We start from the raw sequence: 18,014 nt of genomic DNA, 5'->3' as shown, positions 1-18,014 counted from the left end.
TTCCGCTCAGTCCCGCTCACTACCTCTGGATCCGGCTCAGAGCGCGTCGGGTCCGCGCTCGCCGGTCCGCACCCGGACGGCCGTGTCGACCGGGACGCTCCAGACCTTGCCGTCCCCGATCTTGCCGGTCCGGGCGGCCTTCACCACGACATCCACGAGCTGTTCGGCGTCGTCGTCCTCGACCAGGACCTCGATACGGATCTTCGGTACGAGGTCGACGGTGTACTCCGCGCCCCGGTAGACCTCGGTGTGCCCGCGCTGGCGGCCGTAGCCGCTGGCCTCGGTGACCGTCAGGCCCTGCACCCCGAAGGCCTGGAGCGCTTCCTTGATCTCGTCGAGCCGGTGCGGCTTGACGACCGCGGTGATGAGCTTCATGCGTCCACCCTCTTGTTCTTCTGCGTTGCAGCCTTCGCGGGCTCCTGGACCGGGGCCGGTACGGCCGTGCGGGGCGCCGTGCCGCCGCCCGCGCCGCTGAAGTCGTACGCGGTCTCGGCGTGCTGCGCCTGGTCGATGCCCGCGATCTCCTCGTCCTCGCTTACCCGCATCCCGATCGCCTTGTCCACCAGGAAGGCCAGGACCGCGGAGGCGATCAGGGAGTACGCGAGGACGGCGCCGACACCGGCGGCCTGCTTGCCCAGCTGGTCGAGTCCGCCGCCGTAGAAGAGGCCCTTGGCGTCGGACTGCACGCCGCCGGTGGCGAAGAAGCCGACGAGCAGCGAGCCCGCGACACCGCCGACCAGGTGGACGCCGATGACGTCGAGGGAGTCGTCGTAACCGAACCTGTACTTGAGGCCGACGGCCATGGCGCAGAGCAGGCCCGCGATGGCTCCGATGGCGATCGCGCCGAGCGGCGAGCAGGAGCCGCCGGCCGGGGTGATGGCGACAAGGCCCGCGACGGCACCGGAAGCGGCACCCAGCGTGGTGAACGCGCCGTGCCGGATCTTCTCGTAGGCGAGCCAGGCCAGCATCGCGGCACCGGTGGCGACCTGCGTGTTCAGGAACATCATCGCGCCGACGCCGTCGTCGTTGCCCAGCCACGATCCGGCGTTGAAGCCGAACCAGCCGAACCAGAGCAGACCGGCGCCCAGCATCACCAGCGGCAGGCTGTGCGGCCGCATCGGGTCCTTCTTGAAGCCGACGCGCTTGCCGATGACGAGGATCACGCCGAGCGCGGCGGCACCGGCGTTGATGTGCACGGCCGTACCACCGGCGAAGTCGATCACGCCGAGCTCGAAGGCCCAGCCGCCGGCGCCCCAGACCCAGTGCGCGACCGGGAAGTAGACGATCGTGGCCCACAGGGCGACGAACAGTGCCCAGGCGGTGAACTTCACGCGGTCGGCGAGGGCGCCGCTGATCAGGGCGGGCGTGAGAATCGCGAACATCAGCTGGAAGACGGCGAACACATAGACGGGGATCGTGTAGCCGTCCCACAGCTCGTTGAGCCCTATGCCGCTCAGTCCGACGTAATCGGACGACCAGCCGATGAGGCTGCCGTGGTCGGTGCCGAACGCGACGGAGAAGCCGTAGAGCACCCAGAGAATGGTGACGATCCCCAGGCTGATGAAGCTCATCATCAGCATGTTCAGGGTGCTCTTGACGCGGACCATGCCTCCGTAGAAGAAGGCGAGGGCCGGTGTCATCAGCATGACCAGGGCGGAACAGATGAGCATGAACCCGGTGTTGGCGGCAGACAGCTGCGGGGCGTCTGCGGCGATCGTGATGCCTGGGGGCATCGGCGTCTCCTCGTCGTCGTATGCGGCCCGTGCGGGAGGGCGGTACGGGGTGGGCCGTTATGCGCCACGAGATTGGCGCAGCGCCGTTTCCGGGGGTGCGCCTCGATGTTTCGCGGCGGTGACGAAGAGGTCGTACGTGTTACGCGTCAATGAACTGCCGGGTGGTGCGGGGCGCCGGGTCATACCCTGCGACAACGCGCGAAACCGGCCGCGACGGCCATCCGATTGACCTGGCGTGGGGGAGCCGAGTCGGGCTGTTCGGGATGGTCCTGCCGCGGCCGGAGCCTTGCGGGTGCCCGCTGGTGGGGGCCGTCAGACGGCCTCCGCGGTTTCCGGCATGTCGACGGCGAGCCGCTCGGTGAGCCGGACGACTTCGGCGACGTCCCCGAAGTCGCGGACCGCGGTGTCCACGGTCTTGCGAAGCCGGGTGTTGACCCGCTCAGAGCGGACCTTCTTGGCGATGTCCAGGGCCTGCCCGGCCAGCTGCGTGCTCTGCTCGGGCTCCTTCTGGAGGAGGTGGACGGTGGCCATCCCGATCAGGTTCAGGGCGTACGAACGCTGGTGTTCGACGTCCTTGCCGAAGAGGTCGACGGCGCGCTCCATGACGGGCTCGGCGAGCGAGGCGTAGGTGGGGCTGCGGCCCGCGACATAGGCCAGGTCGCGGAACGAGTGGGCGTTCTCCCCGTTCAGCTCGGCCTCGGAGAAGAAGCGGATCCAGTCGGGCTCGGGCTCGTCGAACTCCAGGGCGTCGGCGAAGGTGTCCTCGGCCATCCGCACGGCCCGCTTGCACTTGCCGGGCTGGCCCATGCTGGCGTACGCGCGGGCCTCCATCGCATACAGCATGGCCTGGGTGCGCGGGCTCGCGCAGTCGCGGCTGCCGTACTGGGCGAGGTGGATGAGTTCGAGCGCGTCGTCGGGCCGGCCGAGGTGGATCATCTGGCGGCTCATGCTGGAGAGGATGTACGACCCGAGCGGCTTCTCGCCCGCTTCCTTGGCGGCGTGCAGCGCGAGGACGAAGTACTTCTGGGCGGTGGGCTGGAGCCCCACGTCGTAGCTCATCCATCCGGCCAGTTCGGCCAGCTCGCCCGCGACCTTGAAGAGGCGCTTGGAGGTGGCCTCGGGCTGGGGCTCCTGCAACAGGTCCGTCACCTCGTGCAGTTGGCCGACGACGGCCTTGCGCCGGAGCCCTCCCCCGCACTGCGCGTCCCACTGCCGGAACATCACGGTCGTGGACTCAAGCAGGTCGAGCTCGGGCTTGGAGAGCCGCCCCGGCCTGCGCGACGGAGCGGCGGGCTCGGGGTCGCCGGCCGGTGCCGTCGGTCCGGGGACCAGCCAGCGCTGCATGGGCTCGATGAGGGCGGGGCCCGCGGAGAGCGCGAGCGAGGTGCCGAGGAAGCCGCGGCGCGCGAGCATCAGGTCGCTGCGGGAGAACTCACTGATGAGCGCGACCGTCTGCGGGCCGGTCCAGGGCAGGTCGACGCCGGACACGGAGGGCGACTGGTGCGCGGCGCGCAGCCCCAGGTCCTCGACCGCCACCACACAGCCGAACCGCTCCGAGAACAGCTCGGAGAGGATGCGCGGGATGGGCTCGCGGGGATTCTCGCCGTCCAGCCAGCGACGCACCCGCGAGGTGTCGGTGGAGATGTGATGGGCGCCCAACTGCCGTGCCCTGCGGTTCACTTGGCGCGCCAGCTCGCCCTTCGACCAGCCGCTGCGCACGAACCAGGAGTTGAGCAGTTCGTTTGGGCGCTTTTCAGCGTTCGCACCACTTCCGCCATTGCCGCCCACCGGAACGCCCCCATTCCTCAAGACACTTGCGCGGTCCACGCCAAGCCCTACCAGAATGCCGCCTCGTGCGGCTCTCCGTCCGGAGAACGTCACCCCTCGAACAGGAAACCGACTTGCCTCCGGCATACCCACGAGTGCACAAGTCTCAGGGCTTGTGCACTGAAAGTAATCCTACGATCACCCCTCCGGCGAGGGCGATCGCGGAAACGCCACCATTCGCCACCCCTTCGAATGAACTCCCCGCCCGCTACAAGCGATTGACTTGACAGTGGACGACCGACAGTGGGCGGAACGGAGCACTTAGGGGCGCGAATGACCGAGCGCACCACCCTCTGACCATCGGGCGCCACCCGAAAACAGAGGGTCACGATCCGATTCCGTCACGTAACCGCGCTGCGCTCGACCCGTTGGAGGGGGCATGGGCTTCACGATCGGCGGCATCCGGGGGACCAGAGAACCCCGCACCGGCTCACGGCGGCGCGGCCGCGCGTCGGACTGCACCGCGGTGGCCGAGTACACCGGACTCTGGGGCTGGGCGGCGGTCCCCGGGGCACGCGCACTGGACGGCCGCTGCTCCTGCGGCGCCGCCGACTGTCCGTCCCCCGGCGCCCATCCGCTGGCCTTCGCCCCCGAAGTCCCGGCCGGGGCCCGGCTGGACGAAGTGGCGGACGCCTGGGGCCAGTTCCCCGGTGCCGCCGTGCTGCTGCCCGTGGGCCGCGCCTTCGACGTGATCGAGGTCGCCGAGACGGCGGGGCGCAGGGCGCTGGTCCGCCTGGAGCGCATGGGCCTCCCGCTCGGCCCGGTGTCGGCCACGCCGGACGGCCGCGCGCACTTCTTCGTGGCCCCCGGCGCCGCCGCCGAGCTCCCCCGGCTGCTCTACCGCATGGGCTGGGACGACGCCGACATCGACCTGCACGGGCGTGGCCCCGGCAGCCACATCACGGCCCCGCCGTCCGACCACGCGGGCCTGGGCCCGGTCCGCTGGCTGCGCGCCCCGGACCTGGACTCGGCGACGAATCCGCCACAGGCACGGCTGGTCCTGGGGACCTTGGCGTACGTGGCCCATCGCTCACCGGCGTAGACGCCCACACACCGAAATGCCCCGCCCCGGCTGCACCCCGGGGTGGGGCATTTCTTTCGTATGCGGCACGGGAGCGCCGCGAAGGGGCGCGGGGCTGTGACATTGTGCGGCTCCGCCGCGTGGGCGCGACCAGCCCCCACGCACCCGCAGGCGACAATCCGCCCCACCCGCGGAGCGCTACTCGCCGATCAGCGCGTCCACAAAGGCCTCGGGCTCGAACGGCGCCAGGTCGTCCGCACCCTCGCCCAGACCCACCAGCTTCACCGGCACGCCCAGCTCCCGCTGGACGGCCACGACGATGCCGCCCTTGGCGGTGCCGTCCAGCTTCGTCAGGACGATGCCGGTGATGTCGACGACCTCGGCGAAGACCCGCGCCTGCACCAGGCCGTTCTGCCCGGTCGTGGCGTCCAGGACGAGCAGGATCTCATCCAGCGGCGCGTGCTTCTCGACGACGCGCTTGACCTTGCCGAGCTCGTCCATCAGGCCCGTCTTGGTGTGCAGCCGGCCCGCGGTGTCGATGAGCACCACGTCGGCGCCCTCGGCGATGCCCTCCTTGACCGAGTCAAAGGCGATCGACGCCGGGTCGCCGCCCTCGGGGCCGCGCACGGTGCGGGCGCCGACGCGCTCGCCCCAGGTCTGCAGCTGGTCGGCGGCGGCCGCGCGGAAGGTGTCCGCGGCGCCGAGCACGACCGAGCGGCCGTCGGCGACCAGGACGCGGGCGAGCTTGCCCGTGGTGGTGGTCTTGCCGGTGCCGTTGACGCCGACGACCATCACGATGCCGGGCGTCTCCAGGCCCGACTCGGTCTTCACGGTGCGGTCGAAGTCCGTGCCCTCGGCCGTGCCGAGCAGCGTGAGAAGTTCCTCACGCAGCAGGGAGCGCAGCTCTTGTGGCGTACGGGTGCCGAGCACGCGGACGCGCTCGCGGAGCCGCTCGACCAGTTCCTGCGTGGGGGCGACGCCGACGTCGGCGGTGAGGAGCGTGTCCTCGATCTCCTCCCACGTGTCCTCGTCCAGGTGCTCGCGCGAGAGCAGCGTGAGCAGCCCCTTGCCGAGCGCGTTCTGCGAGCGGGAGAGCCGCGAGCGCAGCCGGACCAGACGGCCCGCCGTGGGCTCCGGGGTCTCGACCTCCGGCGCCGCGGGCGCCTCGGGGGCCTCTTCGGTGACCACCGGCGCCTCGGCTGTCGCCGATGGGGCCCCCGGGAGTTCCACCTCCTCGATCGTGCGGCGCGGTTCGTCGCGCGGCGTCTCGGCCTCGTCGCCAACCTGCGGTTCGGCGGGAGGGGCGGTGATGGTGGGCGTGGTCGACGGGGCCTGCGGGGGCAGCTGCTTCTTCTTGCGGCTGCCGATCACGAGCCCGCCGAGCGCGCCGATCACGACCACGGCGATGACTACAGCAAGGATGACGATTTCCATAACTCACCCAGTATCAGCCATGGGGCCCACAGGGGCCCAGGCTGTAGCTTCCTCCAAGGAACAAAGCCTCATAGAGGGCATGACTCGGACTAAAGTACGATGGAGCTCTCCGCATCAACGCGCGTAGAGTCCTTGCGATCACCCCCACGGACGGATCCGCAGCGTTGCGATCCGAGCGAGAGGCACGGAACCACCCCCATGAGCACCACCGCCGAACACGAAGGCGCCCTGGAGACACGCGGCCTCGAGCCCGTCCCCGACTCCGAGCGCACCGGCCGTACCCGCGAGCTGTTCCCCACCTGGGTCGCCGCCAACATCAGTGTCCTGCTGCTCACCATGGGCGCGGGCCTCATCGTGACCAACGGGCTCAACTTCTGGCAGGCCCTGGTCGTCGCCCTCGTCTCGCCGGTGCTCAGCTACGGCCTGGTCGGGCTCATCTCGATCGCAGGCAAGCGCGGCGGCTCCCCCGGCATGACGCTCTCGCGCGCGGTCTTCGGCCAGCGCGGCAACCTCTTCCCCGGCTCGCTGATCTGGGTCGCCCGCTGGGGCTGGGAGACGATCAACGCGGTCACGGGCGCGTACGCGATCATCACGGTCCTGGACATCTGCTTCGGCATCGAGTCCAGCACCTGGCTGACGGTCGTGACGCTGGTCCTCTTCGTCGCCTGTACGTTCCTCATCAGCGGCCTCGGCCGCAAGGTGCTGCACATCTGCAACACCTGGGCCACGTACCTGTTCGGCGCGTTCAGCATCCTCGTCCTGATCTACCTGCTGATCGACACCGACTGGTCTGACGTCTTCTCACGGGACGCCGGCTCCACCGCCGCGATGGTCGCGGGCGTCGGCGTGATCGCCGCGGGCGGCATCAGCTGGGTCCCCACCGGCCCGGACTTCACCCGCTACCTGCCGCGCACGGCCTCCAGCAAGGCCCTGGTGGGCAACGCGGTCGGGGGCGCCGGCATCGTCGTCGTACCGATGGTCCTGATGGGTGCCGTCATGGCGGTCAGCACGCCGGACCTGTCGAAGGCCACCGACCCGGTCTCCTTCCTCGGCACACTGCTGCCGACCTGGATCGCCGTGCCGTACCTGGTGATGGCCCTGATCGGCATGCTGCTCATCAACTCGATGTCCATGTACTCCGCGGGCTTCACCGCGATGACGCTCGGCATCAAGGTCCCCCGCGCCTGGGCCGTGAGCATCAACGCCGTCATCAGCCTGATCTTCGGCTACCTCCTGATGAACGTGGCCAGCAGCTTCATGGGCTCGTTCATCTCCTTCCTCACCCTGCTCGCGGTCGCGTTCTCCGCCTGGATCGGCGTCTTCGGCATCGACATGCTGCGCCGCAAGACGTACGACGGCGAGGCGCTGATGGACACCAAGCGCACCAGCGCCTACTGGTACAAGGCGGGCTTCGCCTGGCAGGCGATGACCGCATGGGCGATCGCTCTGGTGATGGGCCTGCTCTTCACCAAGGTCGACTGGTTCAGCGGCCCGCTCGCCACGTCCTGGATCGGCCGCAACGGCCTGGGCTGGCTGGCCACGATCCTGATCGCGGCCGTGCTGTACGCGGTGCTCCCGCGCAACCGCGACGCCGAGACCCCCGAGGACGAGACCGAGCTGGTCACCGCCTGATCCCGGGCAACCGGCCCCGGGCGGCGTTCAACTGCTCCCGGGCACTGTTCATCTGACGGAACGTCAACTAACGTCCCCCTTCGCCGCCCAAGGTGAAGGGGGACGTTCCGTATGCCCGTGACAGTCGTCCGATTCAACCTCGTGGATCCCGCCGCCACGCCCGGCTCGCTGAGCGAACGGTACAAAGCCGCCCTGGAGATGGCCGCGTACGCGGACGACCGGGGCATCTCCACGGTGCAGACCGAGGAGCACCACGGCGTCGGCAACAACTGGCTGCCCTCGCCGTTCACGTTCGCGGGCGCGGTGTTCGGCGCGACGCGGCGCATCGCGGTCACCGTCTCCGCGATCATCGGCCCGCTGCACGATCCGCTGCGGCTCGCCGAGGACATCGCCGTACTCGATCTGCTCAGCGGCGGCCGACTGGTGACGGTGGCGGGGATCGGCTACCGGCCCGAGGAGTACGCGGCGTTCGGCGTCGACTGGAAGCGGCGGGGCAAGCTCCAGGACGAGCTGCTCGAAACGCTGCTGCAGGCCTGGACGGGCGAGCCCTTCGAGTTCCGCGGCCGCACCGTGCGCGTCACCCCGCGTCCGCACACCCGGCCGCACCCGCTGCTCCTGGTCGGCGGCTCATCGCAGGCGGCGGCCCGGCGCGCGGCCCGGCTCGGCCTGCCGTTCTTCCCGAGCGCCCATCTGCCGGAGCTCGAGGCGTACTACAACGAGCGGCTCGCCGAGTACGGCACCGAGGGCTGGACCATGATGCCCGCCGCCGAGACTCCCCTGCTGCACATCGCCGACGACCCGGACCGCACCTGGGCCGAACACGGCGAACACTTCCTGCACGAGGCCCGCACCTATGCCTCCTGGCAGTCCAAGGACATCCGCTCGGCGGTGAAGTCCGCGGCCACGACGGTCGAGGAACTGCGCGCCGAGGGCGTCTACCGCGTCCTGACTCCGGCCGAGTGCGTCGCGTACGTCCAGGCCGGCGCCGCCAATCTCGTGCTGCACCCGCTGTCCGGCGGGATGCCGGTCGACGAGGGATGGCGCAGCCTGCACCACTTCTGCGAAAACGTACTGCCCCGGCTCAAGGAATAGGTCCTTGAACCGGGGCAGCTTCCTCAGAGGAGGGGCAGCGGGGATTAGCCCATCTCCTCCAGGGTCTTGCCCTTCGTCTCCTTGACGAACTTCATGACGAAGGGGATCGAGAGCGCCGCGAAGGCGCCGTAGATGATGTACGAGCCGGTCAGCGACCACTCGGACATGCTCGGGAAGGTCTTGGTGATCGCGAAGTTGGCGAGCCACTGGGCGGAGGCGGCCACACCGAGCGCGGCGGCGCGGATCCGGTTGGGGAAGATCTCGCCGAGCAGCACCCAGACCACCACGCCCCAGGACAGGGCGAAGAAGAGGACGAAGGCGTTGGCCGCGATGATCGCGATCAGGCCCTGGGTGTCGGGCAGCGAGACGGTGTCGCCGGAGCCGGTCCGGTAGGAGAACGCCCAGGCCATGGTGAACAGCGCGATCGCCATGCCGGCGGAGCCGATCAGGGCCAGCGGCTTGCGGCCGATCCGGTCGACGAAGATCATCGCGATGACCGTACCGACGATGTTCACGATCGACGTCTCGAACGAGTACAGGAACGAGCTGCTCGGGTCGTGGCCGATCGACTGCCAGAGCTGGTTCGAGTAGTAGAAGATCACGTTGATGCCGACGAGCTGCTGGAAGACCGAGAGCCCGATGCCGATCCAGACGATCGGCAGGAAGCCGGCCTTGCCGAGCAGGTCCTTGAAGGACGACTTGTGCTCGCTGCGCATGCCCTGCTCGATCTCGGCGACGCGAGCGTCCAGGTCGGTCTTGTGGCCCTCGATCTCGCCGAGCACCTTCTTGGCCTCGTCCTCGCGGCCGGCGTGGATCAGGAAGCGCGGCGACTCGGGGATCGCGAAGGAGAGCAGGCCGTAGAGGACGGCCGGGATGACCATGACGCCGAGCATCAGCTGCCAGGCCTCCAGGCCCATCAGCTCGCCTCGCTGGTCGCCGTCGGCCGCGTTCAGGATGCCCCAGTTGACCAACTGCGACACGGCGATGCCGATGACGATGGCGGCCTGCTGGAAGGAGGCGAGGCGGCCGCGGTAGGCGGGCGGCGCGACCTCGGCGATGTAGGCCGGGCCGATGACCGAGGCCATGCCGATGCCGATGCCGCCGATGAAGCGCCACATCGTCAGGTCCCAGGCCGCGAACGGCAGGGCGGAGCCCACGGCGCTGGCCGCGAAGAGGACGGCGGCGATCTGCATGCAGCGGATGCGGCCGATGCGGTCCGCGATGCGGCCGGCCACCGCGGCACCCACCGCACAGCCGAGCAGCGCGGTCGCGATGATCCAGCCGAGCATGTTCGCGTCTACGTCGAAGCGGTGCTGGATGGCGACGGTCGCGCCGTTGATCACCGAGCTGTCGTAGCCGAAGAGGAAGCCACCCATCGCGGCGGCCGCCGTAATGAAGATGACATGGCCGAGATGGTCCGGCTGAGCTTCTCTGCCGCTGGGCTGCGGCGTCTTCGTAGTGCTGGTCACATGGACTCCTCGGGCCACCGGCAGCATCGCCGGGGGTGGGGGTGAGCACTTCAAGTGGCGCACAACTTCACGCCGCCCACCACCTGAAGGTAAAAGCAACGTTGCAGAGACTATGCCTTCAAGTTTCGAAGTCAATAGGTGAGCTGCTGTGAATTTTGAGGCAGCGTGAGGCCCGACTCGTTCAAGACTTGAACTTATGAAGGTGCTAGCGCAGCCGCTGACTGATCACCTTCGAGACGCCGTCGCCCTGCATGGACACGCCGTACAGCGCGTCCGCGACCTCCATCGTCCGCTTCTGGTGCGTGATCACGATGAGCTGCGAGGCCTCCTGCAGCTCCTCCATGATGCGGATGAGCCGCTGCAGGTTGGTGTCGTCGAGCGCGGCCTCGACCTCGTCCATCACATAGAAGGGACTGGGCCGAGCCTTGAAGATCGAGACCAGCAGCGCGACGGCCGTCAGCGAGCGCTCGCCGCCCGAGAGCAGCGAGAGCCGCTTGACCTTCTTGCCCGGCGGACGCGCCTCGACATCGACGCCGGTGGTGAGCATGTTGTCGGGATCGGTGAGGATCAGCCGTCCCTCGCCGCCCGGGAAGAGGCGCGAGAAGACCCCTTCGAACTCCCGGGCCGTGTCCCGGTAGGCCTCGGTGAAGACCTGCTCGACGCGCTCGTCGACCTCCTTCACCACCTGGAGGAGATCACTGCGCGTCTTCTTCAGGTCCTCGAGCTGCTCGCTCAGGAACTTATGGCGTTCCTCCAACGCCGCGAACTCCTCGAGCGCCAGCGGGTTCACCTTCCCCAGCTGCTGATACGCCCGTTCGGCTGACTTCAGCCGCTTCTCCTGCTCACCGCGGACATACGGCACGGGCCTGTTGCGCGGATGCTCCGGGTCCTCCGGAAGCTCCTCGCCCTCGGCCGGCGGCGACGGCGGCACCAGCTGGTCGGGGCCGTAGTCGGCGACCAGCCCCGCGGGCTCCACGCCCAGCTCCTCCAGGGCCTTGGCCTCCAGCTGCTCGATCCGCATCCGCTTCTCGGCGCCGAGCACCTCGCCCCGGTGCACCGAGTCCGTCAGCTTGTCCAGCTCGGCCTTCAGGTCACGGCCCTGGTTCCGCTCGGCGACCAGGTCCCGCTCCCGCACCTCCTTGGCGCGCTCGGCGGCGCCGCGCTCCTCGTCGGCCCTGCCGAGGGAGACCTCGACGTGCGCGAGGAGCTGCCGGGCGCCACGCGCGACGGCGTCGGCGACGGCCGCCTCGTGCCGCAGCCGCGCCTTGCGCTGCTCGGCACGCGCGCGTGCCTCGCGCTCCCCGCGTGCGGCCCGGTCCAGCGAGTCGGCACGACCCGCGAGCCCCTTGACCCGCTCCTCATGGGTACGGACCTGAAGCCTTGCCTCCATCTCGGTCTGCCGCGCGTTGGCCCCGTCGGCGGCGAGCCGGTCGCGCACCCCGGTGTCGGGCTCCTCCTCCCCTCTTTCCCCTGAAGGGGCTGCCTCCTCCGCGACGAGCAGCCGCTCGGCCAGCTCCTCGGCCTCCTCGACCGCCCGGTCGAGCGCCTCCTGCGCCTTGGCCGCGGCGGCGGCACTGCGCTCGGCCTCGCCCGCGGCGCCGCGCGCCTGCCCGGCAAGGGCCCCCAACTGCTGGGCCACGGACGACTTCTCGCGGTCCGCGGCGCGCCTGCGCTCCGCCAGCTCCTCGACGAGCGCGGCGGCTTCCCTGCGCCGCTCCCCCGCCTCGTGCTGCGCGCTCGCCAACTCCTCGCACCGCTCGGCCAGTTGCTCAAGCTCGGCGGCTGCCTCATCGACGGAGGCCTGCACTTCGAGCAGGCTCGGCGCCCCGGCGGACCCGCCCTGCGCGAAGTGCGCCCCGAGCAGATCGCCTTCGGCGGTGACGGCGGTCAACTCGGGCCGCGCGTAGACGAGATCCTCGGCGTCCTCGAGCGTCCCCACCACCACGATGCCGCGCAGCAGCCGCCGCACGGCGGGCATCAACTCCTCGGGCCCGCGCACCAGTTCGGCGACGAAGGGCGGGACATCCGCTGCCCGCTCCTCGGGTACGTCACCGCCGGACGCCCCCGCCAGCAACAGCGCCGCCCGCCCGGCGTCCTGCTTCCGCAGCAGCCGGATCGCCTCCGCCGCCGAGGAAGGCGTGCTCACCGCGATCGCGTCCGCGGCGGCACCGAAGGCGGCGGCCACCGCGACCTCGTGCCCCGGAGCGACGGTGAGCAGCTCCGCGGCCGGACCGAGCAGCCCGGTGATGCGGTCCTTCGCGGCGAGCAGCGCCCCCGTGCCGTCCTTGCGGCGCAGGCCCAGGGCGAGCGCCTCGTGCCGTGCGGCGACCGCGGCCCGCTTGCGCTCGGCGGCGGTGGCGGCCTCCCGCGCGCCGGTGAGCGCGGCCTCGGCATCGGCGAGGGAACGCTTCGCCTCCTCGTGCCGCCCGGCCAGCTCCGCGTCACCGGCGTCGAGCCCGTCGACCTCCGCCTTCAGCTGCTCGTACTCCTCCTGGGCGGCGACCGCGCGCTCCCCCGCCTCGTCCCGCGCCACCGCGAGCCGGTCGATCTCGGCCTGCGCCGATCCCGCCCGCGAGCGCGCCGCGTTGACCTGGCCGTTCAGCCGCGCGAGGCCCTCGCGCCGGTCGGCGATGGCCCGCGCGACGTCCTTGAGGCGGCGCTCCTCGACCGCCAGCTCCCGCTCCAGTTCGGCCCGGTGCCCGACCGTGTCCTCCAGGGCGTGCTCCGCCGCTTCGAGCGCGGCCTCCAGCTCCGCCTCCTGCTCACGGATCCGCGCGGCCTCGCGCTCCATGTCCTCGGGGTCACGCCCACGCCGCTCCTCCGGCGGCGCGGCGGTCGCGCTCTTGACGCGGGCGTCGGCGAGCGACACCGTGCCGCGCACCCGCTCGGCCAGCTGCGACAGCTCGTACCAGGTCTGCTGCGCCTGCTGGAGCCGCGGGGTGAGGCGCCGCACCTCGTCCTCCAGCTCCGCCTCGCGCTGCAGGGCCTTCTTCAGCTCGGCCTCGGCGGAGTCCTTGCGCTGCTTGAGCGCGGCCTCGTCGGCCACCTCAGTCCGCAGCGCCTCTCGCAGTCGTACGAGATCGTCGGCGAGGAGCCGGAGGCGCGCGTCGCGCAGATCGGCCTGGATGACGGCGGCCCTGCGGGCGACGGCGGCCTGCCGGCCCAGCGGCTTGAGCTGGCGCCGCAGCTCGTCGGTGAGGTCCTGGACGCGGGCGAGATTGGCCTGCATCGCGTCGAGCTTGCGCAGCGCCTTCTCTTTGCGCTTGCGGTGCTTGAGGACGCCCGCGGCCTCCTCGATGAAGGCGCGGCGCCCCATGGGGTCGGCGTGCAGTACGCCGTCGAGCTGCCCCTGCCCGACGATGACGTGCATCTCGCGGCCGATGCCGGAGTCGGAGAGCAGCTCCTGGATGTCGAGGAGGCGGCAGGTGTCCCCGTTGATCTGGTACTCGCTGCCGCCGTTGCGGAACATGATCCGCGTGATGGTGACTTCGGCGTACTCGATGGGGAGCGCGCCGTCGGAGTTGTCGATGGTGAGGGAGACCTCGGCGCGGCCGAGCGGCGGCCTGCCGGTCGTCCCGGCGAAGATGACGTCCTCCATCTTGCCGCCGCGCAGCGATTTGGCGCCCTGCTCGCCCATGACCCAGCTCAGCGCGTCCACGACATTGGACTTGCCGGAGCCGTTGGGTCCGACGACGCAGGTGATGCCCGGCTCGAACTTCAGTGTCGTGGCGGACGCGAAGGACTTGAATCCGCGCAGTGTCAGGGCCTTGAGGTGCACGCCGTCGGACTCTACCTTTCACTGTCAGTTTCACCCATGAAGATGCAGGGCACATCAGACGGTAAAGGCAGCAGGCGGCGCAGGGGAAAGAAAGAAGGGACGCCGAAGCGTCCCTTGCAGATCTGGACAAGCGGCTGACATGGGCAGCCCGACCACATGCGTTACAGGCAGCTCACAAGGCGGAAAGCGCGTCACGCGCAATGATCGTTACGCAAACACCTTGCGAGAAAAGCGCCTTTACCGAAGAGGCAGTGGTCAGGTGAGCGCAGGCTCCGCCTGGGGTACGTCGATGCTCTCCAGGAGCGATTCGTGAGAAGCGGCAGCCGCGAGCGCGTCGTTCTCGGCCTGGATCTTCACGAGCTCAGATTCCAGGTCCTGGACGCGCTGCTGGAGCCGTCGCATCTCGGCGAGAAGTCGCGGGTCGGAACCGCCGACGTAACCGAGAAGCGCCTTTGCCATGATGGATGGTCCTCCACAATGAGTGACCGACCGAAGCGGTGTGGGTCGTGAGGGAATCGCACCCGCGGTGCTTGGCACTCGTTGTTCCTGCTGGTCTTGCTGGCCGTTCTCACATGCCAAACAGCTAAGGTGCGCGGGGCTTCCAGAGTCTCACCAAAAAGTTTGACGGTCAACACGATCACGCCCCGTATCGGCGGGCAACCCGGGGGCGTTGCGCCGTGAAAACTGCGGCGCTGCCTCTGCTGCGGGGCCCTGGGGGCGTGTCGATCATCCTTACTTGCGGAGCCTGCCACGACAAGGGGTTCTTGGCAACCACCAGGTCTTTCCTGCCCCAGTCAGTTGCCTTCGGCACCCCTCGGCAGGCCTGCCCGCCGGATCTCCGTCAGCGAATCGCGAACGTCTCGTAGATGCCGCGCGGGGTGTCCCAGATCTCAGTGACCCCGTCGACCCTGCCGGGTGTGTCGCCGTCACGCAGCCAGTCGAGGAGCGACTGGGCAGCCGCGCGGGGACCCTCGGCGACCACTTGTACGCGGCCGTCGTCCAAATTGAGAGCAAAACCACTCAGGCCACCGATCTCGAGGGCCCTGGCCCGCGTGAACCAGCGAAAACCCACACCTTGGACCCGTCCGCGCACCCAGGCGGTGAGCCTGACTTCTTCGTTCATGGGTGCACGCTAACCGGCCAATTGCTCTCGGAGCACTTCGTCCCCATGCGCCATCGCGTACAGTCCCGACACGATGAGCCTCACTCATATGGGTGAGTCACGTTGACCGCCAGGACCAGGAAGGCCAGAGATGGGACGCCACCGACGCTCCGGCGCAGGGGGAGCCGCCACCGGCCGCGCCACTGGGGCCTCCGCTCCGTACGCAGACGACTACGCGGGCGCATCCGAACCCCGCCCCGCCGCCGCCTCGCACCGCCGCAAGGGCCGCGCCGCCGCACCGGTGCGCACCGGCCTGCTCGGTGTCTCCGCAGCCGTCGCGATGGGCGCCGTGGCGATCGCCTCCGGCCTGGTCCCCGGCTCCGACAACTACACGCTGGGCGACGGAGGTGACTCCGGCAAGGTCCGTTCCGCCAGCTCCCCGAGCGAGGTGGCGACGCAGGGCGGCGCCGACGCGGAAGCGGACGCCGGTCGCGAGTCGACCACGCCGAGCCGCGACACGGAGCGCTCCCAGACCCCCGCGCCGAAGCCCTCGCAGACCACCGAGAAGCCCTCGGCGAAGCCGTCCGAGAAGCCGTCGACGCAGGCACCGAAGCCGTCACAGACCGCCGACAAGCCGAAGGCCCCGAGCCCCTCGCGCACCGCCACGGAGAAGCCGAAGGCGCCGCCGGCGGCCAGTTCCCCGTCGCCGTCCGCCGAGAGCGCGGCCGAGGCAGCCGTCCTCGGCCTCGTCAACGAGGAGCGCGCCAAGGCCGGCTGCTCCCCCGTCCAGGCGGACGCCTCGCTCGCCTCGCTCGCCGGGAACTTCAGCTCGGACATGGCCGAGCGGGACTTCTTCGACCACACCGACCCGGACGGCGCGACCCCCTGGGACCGCGCCGAGAAGGCCGGCATAGCGGACCTGGGCGGCGAGAACATCGCACGCGGCCAGGCCAACGCCCAGTCCGTGATGGACGCCTGGATGAACAGCCCCGGCCACCGGGCCAACATCCTCAACTGCGACTACAAGACCCTGGGCGTCGGCGCGCACTTCGCGCCGGGCGGCCCCTGGTGGACGCAGGACTTCGGCTTCTAACCGGTCTCCGGGCGCGGAATCCTCAGGACACCCTTACGCCACGGAGCGCGGGGGCCGCTGGCAGCGCGGGCAGAAGTAGCTGGAGCGGTTCATCCAGGGACGCCGGCGCATCGCCGTGCCACAGCGTCGGCAGGGTTCGTCCTCGCGCCCATAGGCGTCGAGGGACCGCTCGAAGTAGCCCGACTCGCCGTTCACATTCACGTACAGGCTGTCGAAACTGGTGCCGCCGACCGCGAGCGCCGCACTCATCACATCCCGTACGTGGCCCAGGAGTTCGGCCGTGCGGGGCGCGGTGAAGGTGGCGGTGGGCCGCTCGTAGTGCAGCTTCGCCCGCCAAAGGGCCTCGTCCGCATAGATGTTGCCGACGCCGCTGATCAACGACTGGTCGAGCAGGGCGCGTTTGATCGTCGTACGACGTCGGCGCAGCGCGGTGTGGAAGGCCGCGTCGTCGAAGAGTTCGTCCAGCGGATCGCGGGCGATGTGCGCGATGACGTCGGGCAGTCCGTCGGTGCTGTCGGCGGCGCAGTCGTGCAGCGAGAGCCCGCCGAAGGTGCGCTGGTCGACGAAGCGCAGCTCGGTGCCGAGGGTGTCCGCGAAGCGCACCCGGATCCTCAGGTGCTTCTCGTCGGGCGCGTCCTGCGGCTGCACGAGGAGCTGTCCGCTCATGCCGAGATGAGCGAGGACCGAGGTGCCGCCGTCCCCGACGGGCAGCCACAGGTACTTCCCCCGCCGCATCGCCGTACCGACCCGCTGCCCCTTGAGCCGGAGCGCGAAGTCCTCTCCACCGGCGAGATGCCGCCGCACGGCACGCGGGTGCAGCACCTCGACCTCGGAGACGGTCCGATCGGCCACCCACCGCTCGAGCCCACGCCGGACGACTTCGACTTCGGGGAGCTCGGGCATGGCGGTCGTCTGCTTTCGCGTATTCGGCTGACGGGTGGGGAGATCGCCGCGAGGCGGCAAAAGGCTGGTGCCGGCCGCCCAAAGGGCGACCGGCACCAAAACAGTGGCGTCAGGCGGACGGGGTGTCCGCGGCTTCGCCGGCGGTGGCGGCAGCAGCCGCCTCCGCCTTGATCCGCTCATCCGCCGCAGCGCGAATCTCGCGCCAGGCGGACTCCGCGGCCTGCTGCTCCGCTTCCTTCTTGCTGCGGCCGGTGCCGGTGCCGTACGAGACGCCTCCGACGCGGGCGGCAGCAGTAAAGGTCTTCTCGTGGTCCGGGCCGCTCTCCGTGACGACGTACTCGGGCACGCCGAGGCTCTCCGTCGCGGTGAGCTCCTGGAGGCTGGTCTTCCAGTCCAGGCCCGCGCCCAGGTTCGAGGACTTCTCGATCAGCGGGTCGAAGAGCCGGTGCACCAGCTCGCCCGCCGCGTCCAGACCCTGGTCCAGATAGACCGCACCGATCACCGCTTCCAGGGTGTCGGCGAGGATGGATGCCTTGTCCCGGCCTCCCGTGCCCTCTTCGCCCCGGCCGAGCCGGATGAAGGAGCCCAGATCGAGGCCACGGCTGACCTCCGCCAGCGCACGCGAATTGACCACCGCGGCCCGCAACTTGGCCAGCTGGCCTTCGGGCAGGTCGGGGTGGGTGCGATAGAGCGTGTCCGTGACGACGAGGCCGAGCACCGAGTCCCCGAGGAACTCGAGCCGCTCATTCGTCGGCAGACCGCCGTTCTCGTACGCGTACGAACGGTGGGTCAGTGCACGCACCAGAAGGGCGGACTCGAGTGTGTACCCGAGCCGCCCTTCCAAAAGCGTGTGGGACGAGGCCGTGTTCTCCGCCTGCTTCTTGGCGTCATCCGCCGTTTTGTGGCTAGACACGGTGCCTCTCACCAGCC

General features: G+C 70.0%; 14 protein-coding genes. 4 read left to right on the top strand and 10 right to left on the bottom strand.

Going from position 1 to position 18,014, the window contains the following annotated elements:
- Window positions 1-36: 36 nt before the first annotated feature.
- The 3 genes from ACIBKX_RS29335 to ACIBKX_RS29325 all read right to left on the bottom strand — a co-directional run bounded on the left by ACIBKX_RS29335 (window position 37) and on the right by ACIBKX_RS29325 (window position 3,521).
- Window positions 37-375 (bottom strand): P-II family nitrogen regulator, encoded by a 339-nt coding sequence (locus ACIBKX_RS29335; RefSeq protein WP_150493276.1) that lies wholly within the window; start codon window positions 373-375, stop codon window positions 37-39.
- Window positions 372-1,733 carry an ammonium transporter gene (locus ACIBKX_RS29330; protein ID WP_363273569.1) on the bottom strand — a complete coding sequence of 454 codons (1,362 nt, stop codon included), beginning with the start codon at window positions 1,731-1,733 and terminating at the stop codon, window positions 372-374. The genes ACIBKX_RS29335 and ACIBKX_RS29330 overlap by 4 nt, the downstream gene beginning before the upstream one ends.
- A 312-nt stretch (window positions 1,734-2,045) precedes the next feature.
- The gene (locus tag ACIBKX_RS29325; protein WP_363273570.1) at window positions 2,046-3,521 is read right to left on the bottom strand and encodes a hypothetical protein; all 1,476 of its coding nucleotides are present in this window, start codon (window positions 3,519-3,521) and stop codon (window positions 2,046-2,048) included.
- 418 nt (window positions 3,522-3,939) lie between these two features.
- Between ACIBKX_RS29325 and ACIBKX_RS29320 the strand changes: the two genes are divergently transcribed.
- Entirely contained in the window at window positions 3,940-4,602 is a 663-nt protein-coding gene (locus ACIBKX_RS29320; RefSeq protein ID WP_363273571.1) for a bifunctional DNA primase/polymerase, read from the top strand.
- Window positions 4,603-4,779: 177 nt separating this feature from the next.
- Here the strand turns inward: ACIBKX_RS29320 and ftsY are convergent, their stop codons facing one another.
- Entirely contained in the window at window positions 4,780-6,015 is a 1,236-nt protein-coding gene (ftsY, locus tag ACIBKX_RS29315) for a signal recognition particle-docking protein FtsY (protein WP_363273572.1), read from the bottom strand.
- Between the two features lie 198 nt (window positions 6,016-6,213).
- On the opposite strand from ftsY, the gene ACIBKX_RS29310 reads away from it, so the two are divergent.
- A complete protein-coding gene (locus ACIBKX_RS29310) occupies window positions 6,214-7,647 on the top strand; it encodes a cytosine permease (protein ID WP_363273573.1) in 1,434 nt (477 codons plus the stop codon).
- A 111-nt stretch (window positions 7,648-7,758) separates the two neighbouring features.
- A complete protein-coding gene (locus ACIBKX_RS29305) occupies window positions 7,759-8,739 on the top strand; it encodes an LLM class flavin-dependent oxidoreductase (RefSeq protein WP_363273574.1) in 981 nt (326 codons plus the stop codon).
- A gap of 44 nt (window positions 8,740-8,783) precedes the next feature.
- On the opposite strand, the gene ACIBKX_RS29300 is transcribed toward ACIBKX_RS29305, so the two are convergent.
- The 4 genes from ACIBKX_RS29300 to ACIBKX_RS29285 form a co-directional block, all read right to left on the bottom strand.
- A complete protein-coding gene (locus ACIBKX_RS29300) occupies window positions 8,784-10,235 on the bottom strand; it encodes a sugar porter family MFS transporter (protein ID WP_399376454.1) in 1,452 nt (483 codons plus the stop codon).
- Window positions 10,236-10,413: 178 nt separating this feature from the next.
- Window positions 10,414-13,986 carry a chromosome segregation protein SMC gene (gene smc, locus ACIBKX_RS29295; protein ID WP_363273576.1) on the bottom strand — a complete coding sequence of 1,191 codons (3,573 nt, stop codon included), beginning with the start codon at window positions 13,984-13,986 and terminating at the stop codon, window positions 10,414-10,416.
- Between the two features lie 255 nt (window positions 13,987-14,241).
- Window positions 14,242-14,445: a hypothetical protein gene (locus ACIBKX_RS29290; protein ID WP_135333243.1), complete on the bottom strand. Its 204-nt coding sequence runs from the start codon at window positions 14,443-14,445 to the stop codon at window positions 14,242-14,244.
- 382 nt (window positions 14,446-14,827) lie between these two features.
- A complete protein-coding gene (locus ACIBKX_RS29285) occupies window positions 14,828-15,109 on the bottom strand; it encodes an acylphosphatase (protein WP_363273577.1) in 282 nt (93 codons plus the stop codon).
- A 130-nt stretch (window positions 15,110-15,239) separates the two neighbouring features.
- Between ACIBKX_RS29285 and ACIBKX_RS29280 the strand changes: the two genes are divergently transcribed.
- Entirely contained in the window at window positions 15,240-16,181 is a 942-nt protein-coding gene (locus tag ACIBKX_RS29280; protein ID WP_363273578.1) for a CAP domain-containing protein, read from the top strand.
- 33 nt (window positions 16,182-16,214) lie between these two features.
- Here ACIBKX_RS29280 and mutM read toward each other — a convergent pair whose 3' ends face one another.
- Window positions 16,215-17,084, bottom strand: coding sequence for a bifunctional DNA-formamidopyrimidine glycosylase/DNA-(apurinic or apyrimidinic site) lyase (gene mutM, locus ACIBKX_RS29275; RefSeq protein WP_363273579.1), 870 nt, complete (start codon window positions 17,082-17,084; stop codon window positions 16,215-16,217).
- Between the two features lie 109 nt (window positions 17,085-17,193).
- The gene (rnc, locus tag ACIBKX_RS29270; protein ID WP_363273581.1) at window positions 17,194-18,009 is read right to left on the bottom strand and encodes a ribonuclease III; all 816 of its coding nucleotides are present in this window, start codon (window positions 18,007-18,009) and stop codon (window positions 17,194-17,196) included.
- Window positions 18,010-18,014 lie beyond the last annotated feature (5 nt).

The sequence above is a fragment of the Streptomyces sp. NPDC050658 genome, assembly GCF_044457025.1.
Taxonomy (GTDB): domain Bacteria; phylum Actinomycetota; class Actinomycetes; order Streptomycetales; family Streptomycetaceae; genus Streptomyces.
This window is presented reverse-complemented; position numbering and strand designations above follow the sequence as displayed.

Excerpts from the sequence above, each read along its gene's own strand:
- ACIBKX_RS29305 (WP_363273574.1), top strand. The coding sequence starts at position 7,759 with ATGCCCGTGACAGTCGTCCGATTCAACCTCGTGGATCCCGCCGCCACG.
- ACIBKX_RS29320 (WP_363273571.1), top strand. The coding sequence starts at position 3,940 with ATGGGCTTCACGATCGGCGGCATCCGGGGGACCAGAGAACCCCGCACC.
- ACIBKX_RS29280 (WP_363273578.1), top strand. The coding sequence starts at position 15,240 with ATGGGACGCCACCGACGCTCCGGCGCAGGGGGAGCCGCCACCGGCCGC.
- ACIBKX_RS29290 (WP_135333243.1), bottom strand. The coding sequence starts at position 14,445 with ATGGCAAAGGCGCTTCTCGGTTACGTCGGCGGTTCCGACCCGCGACTT.
- ACIBKX_RS29335 (WP_150493276.1), bottom strand. The coding sequence starts at position 375 with ATGAAGCTCATCACCGCGGTCGTCAAGCCGCACCGGCTCGACGAGATC.
- ftsY (WP_363273572.1), bottom strand. The coding sequence starts at position 6,015 with ATGGAAATCGTCATCCTTGCTGTAGTCATCGCCGTGGTCGTGATCGGC.
- ACIBKX_RS29310 (WP_363273573.1), top strand. The coding sequence starts at position 6,214 with ATGAGCACCACCGCCGAACACGAAGGCGCCCTGGAGACACGCGGCCTC.
- ACIBKX_RS29300 (WP_399376454.1), bottom strand. The coding sequence starts at position 10,235 with ATGCTGCCGGTGGCCCGAGGAGTCCATGTGACCAGCACTACGAAGACG.
- ACIBKX_RS29285 (WP_363273577.1), bottom strand. The coding sequence starts at position 15,109 with ATGAACGAAGAAGTCAGGCTCACCGCCTGGGTGCGCGGACGGGTCCAA.
- ACIBKX_RS29330 (WP_363273569.1), bottom strand. The coding sequence starts at position 1,733 with ATGCCCCCAGGCATCACGATCGCCGCAGACGCCCCGCAGCTGTCTGCC.
- mutM (WP_363273579.1), bottom strand. The coding sequence starts at position 17,084 with ATGCCCGAGCTCCCCGAAGTCGAAGTCGTCCGGCGTGGGCTCGAGCGG.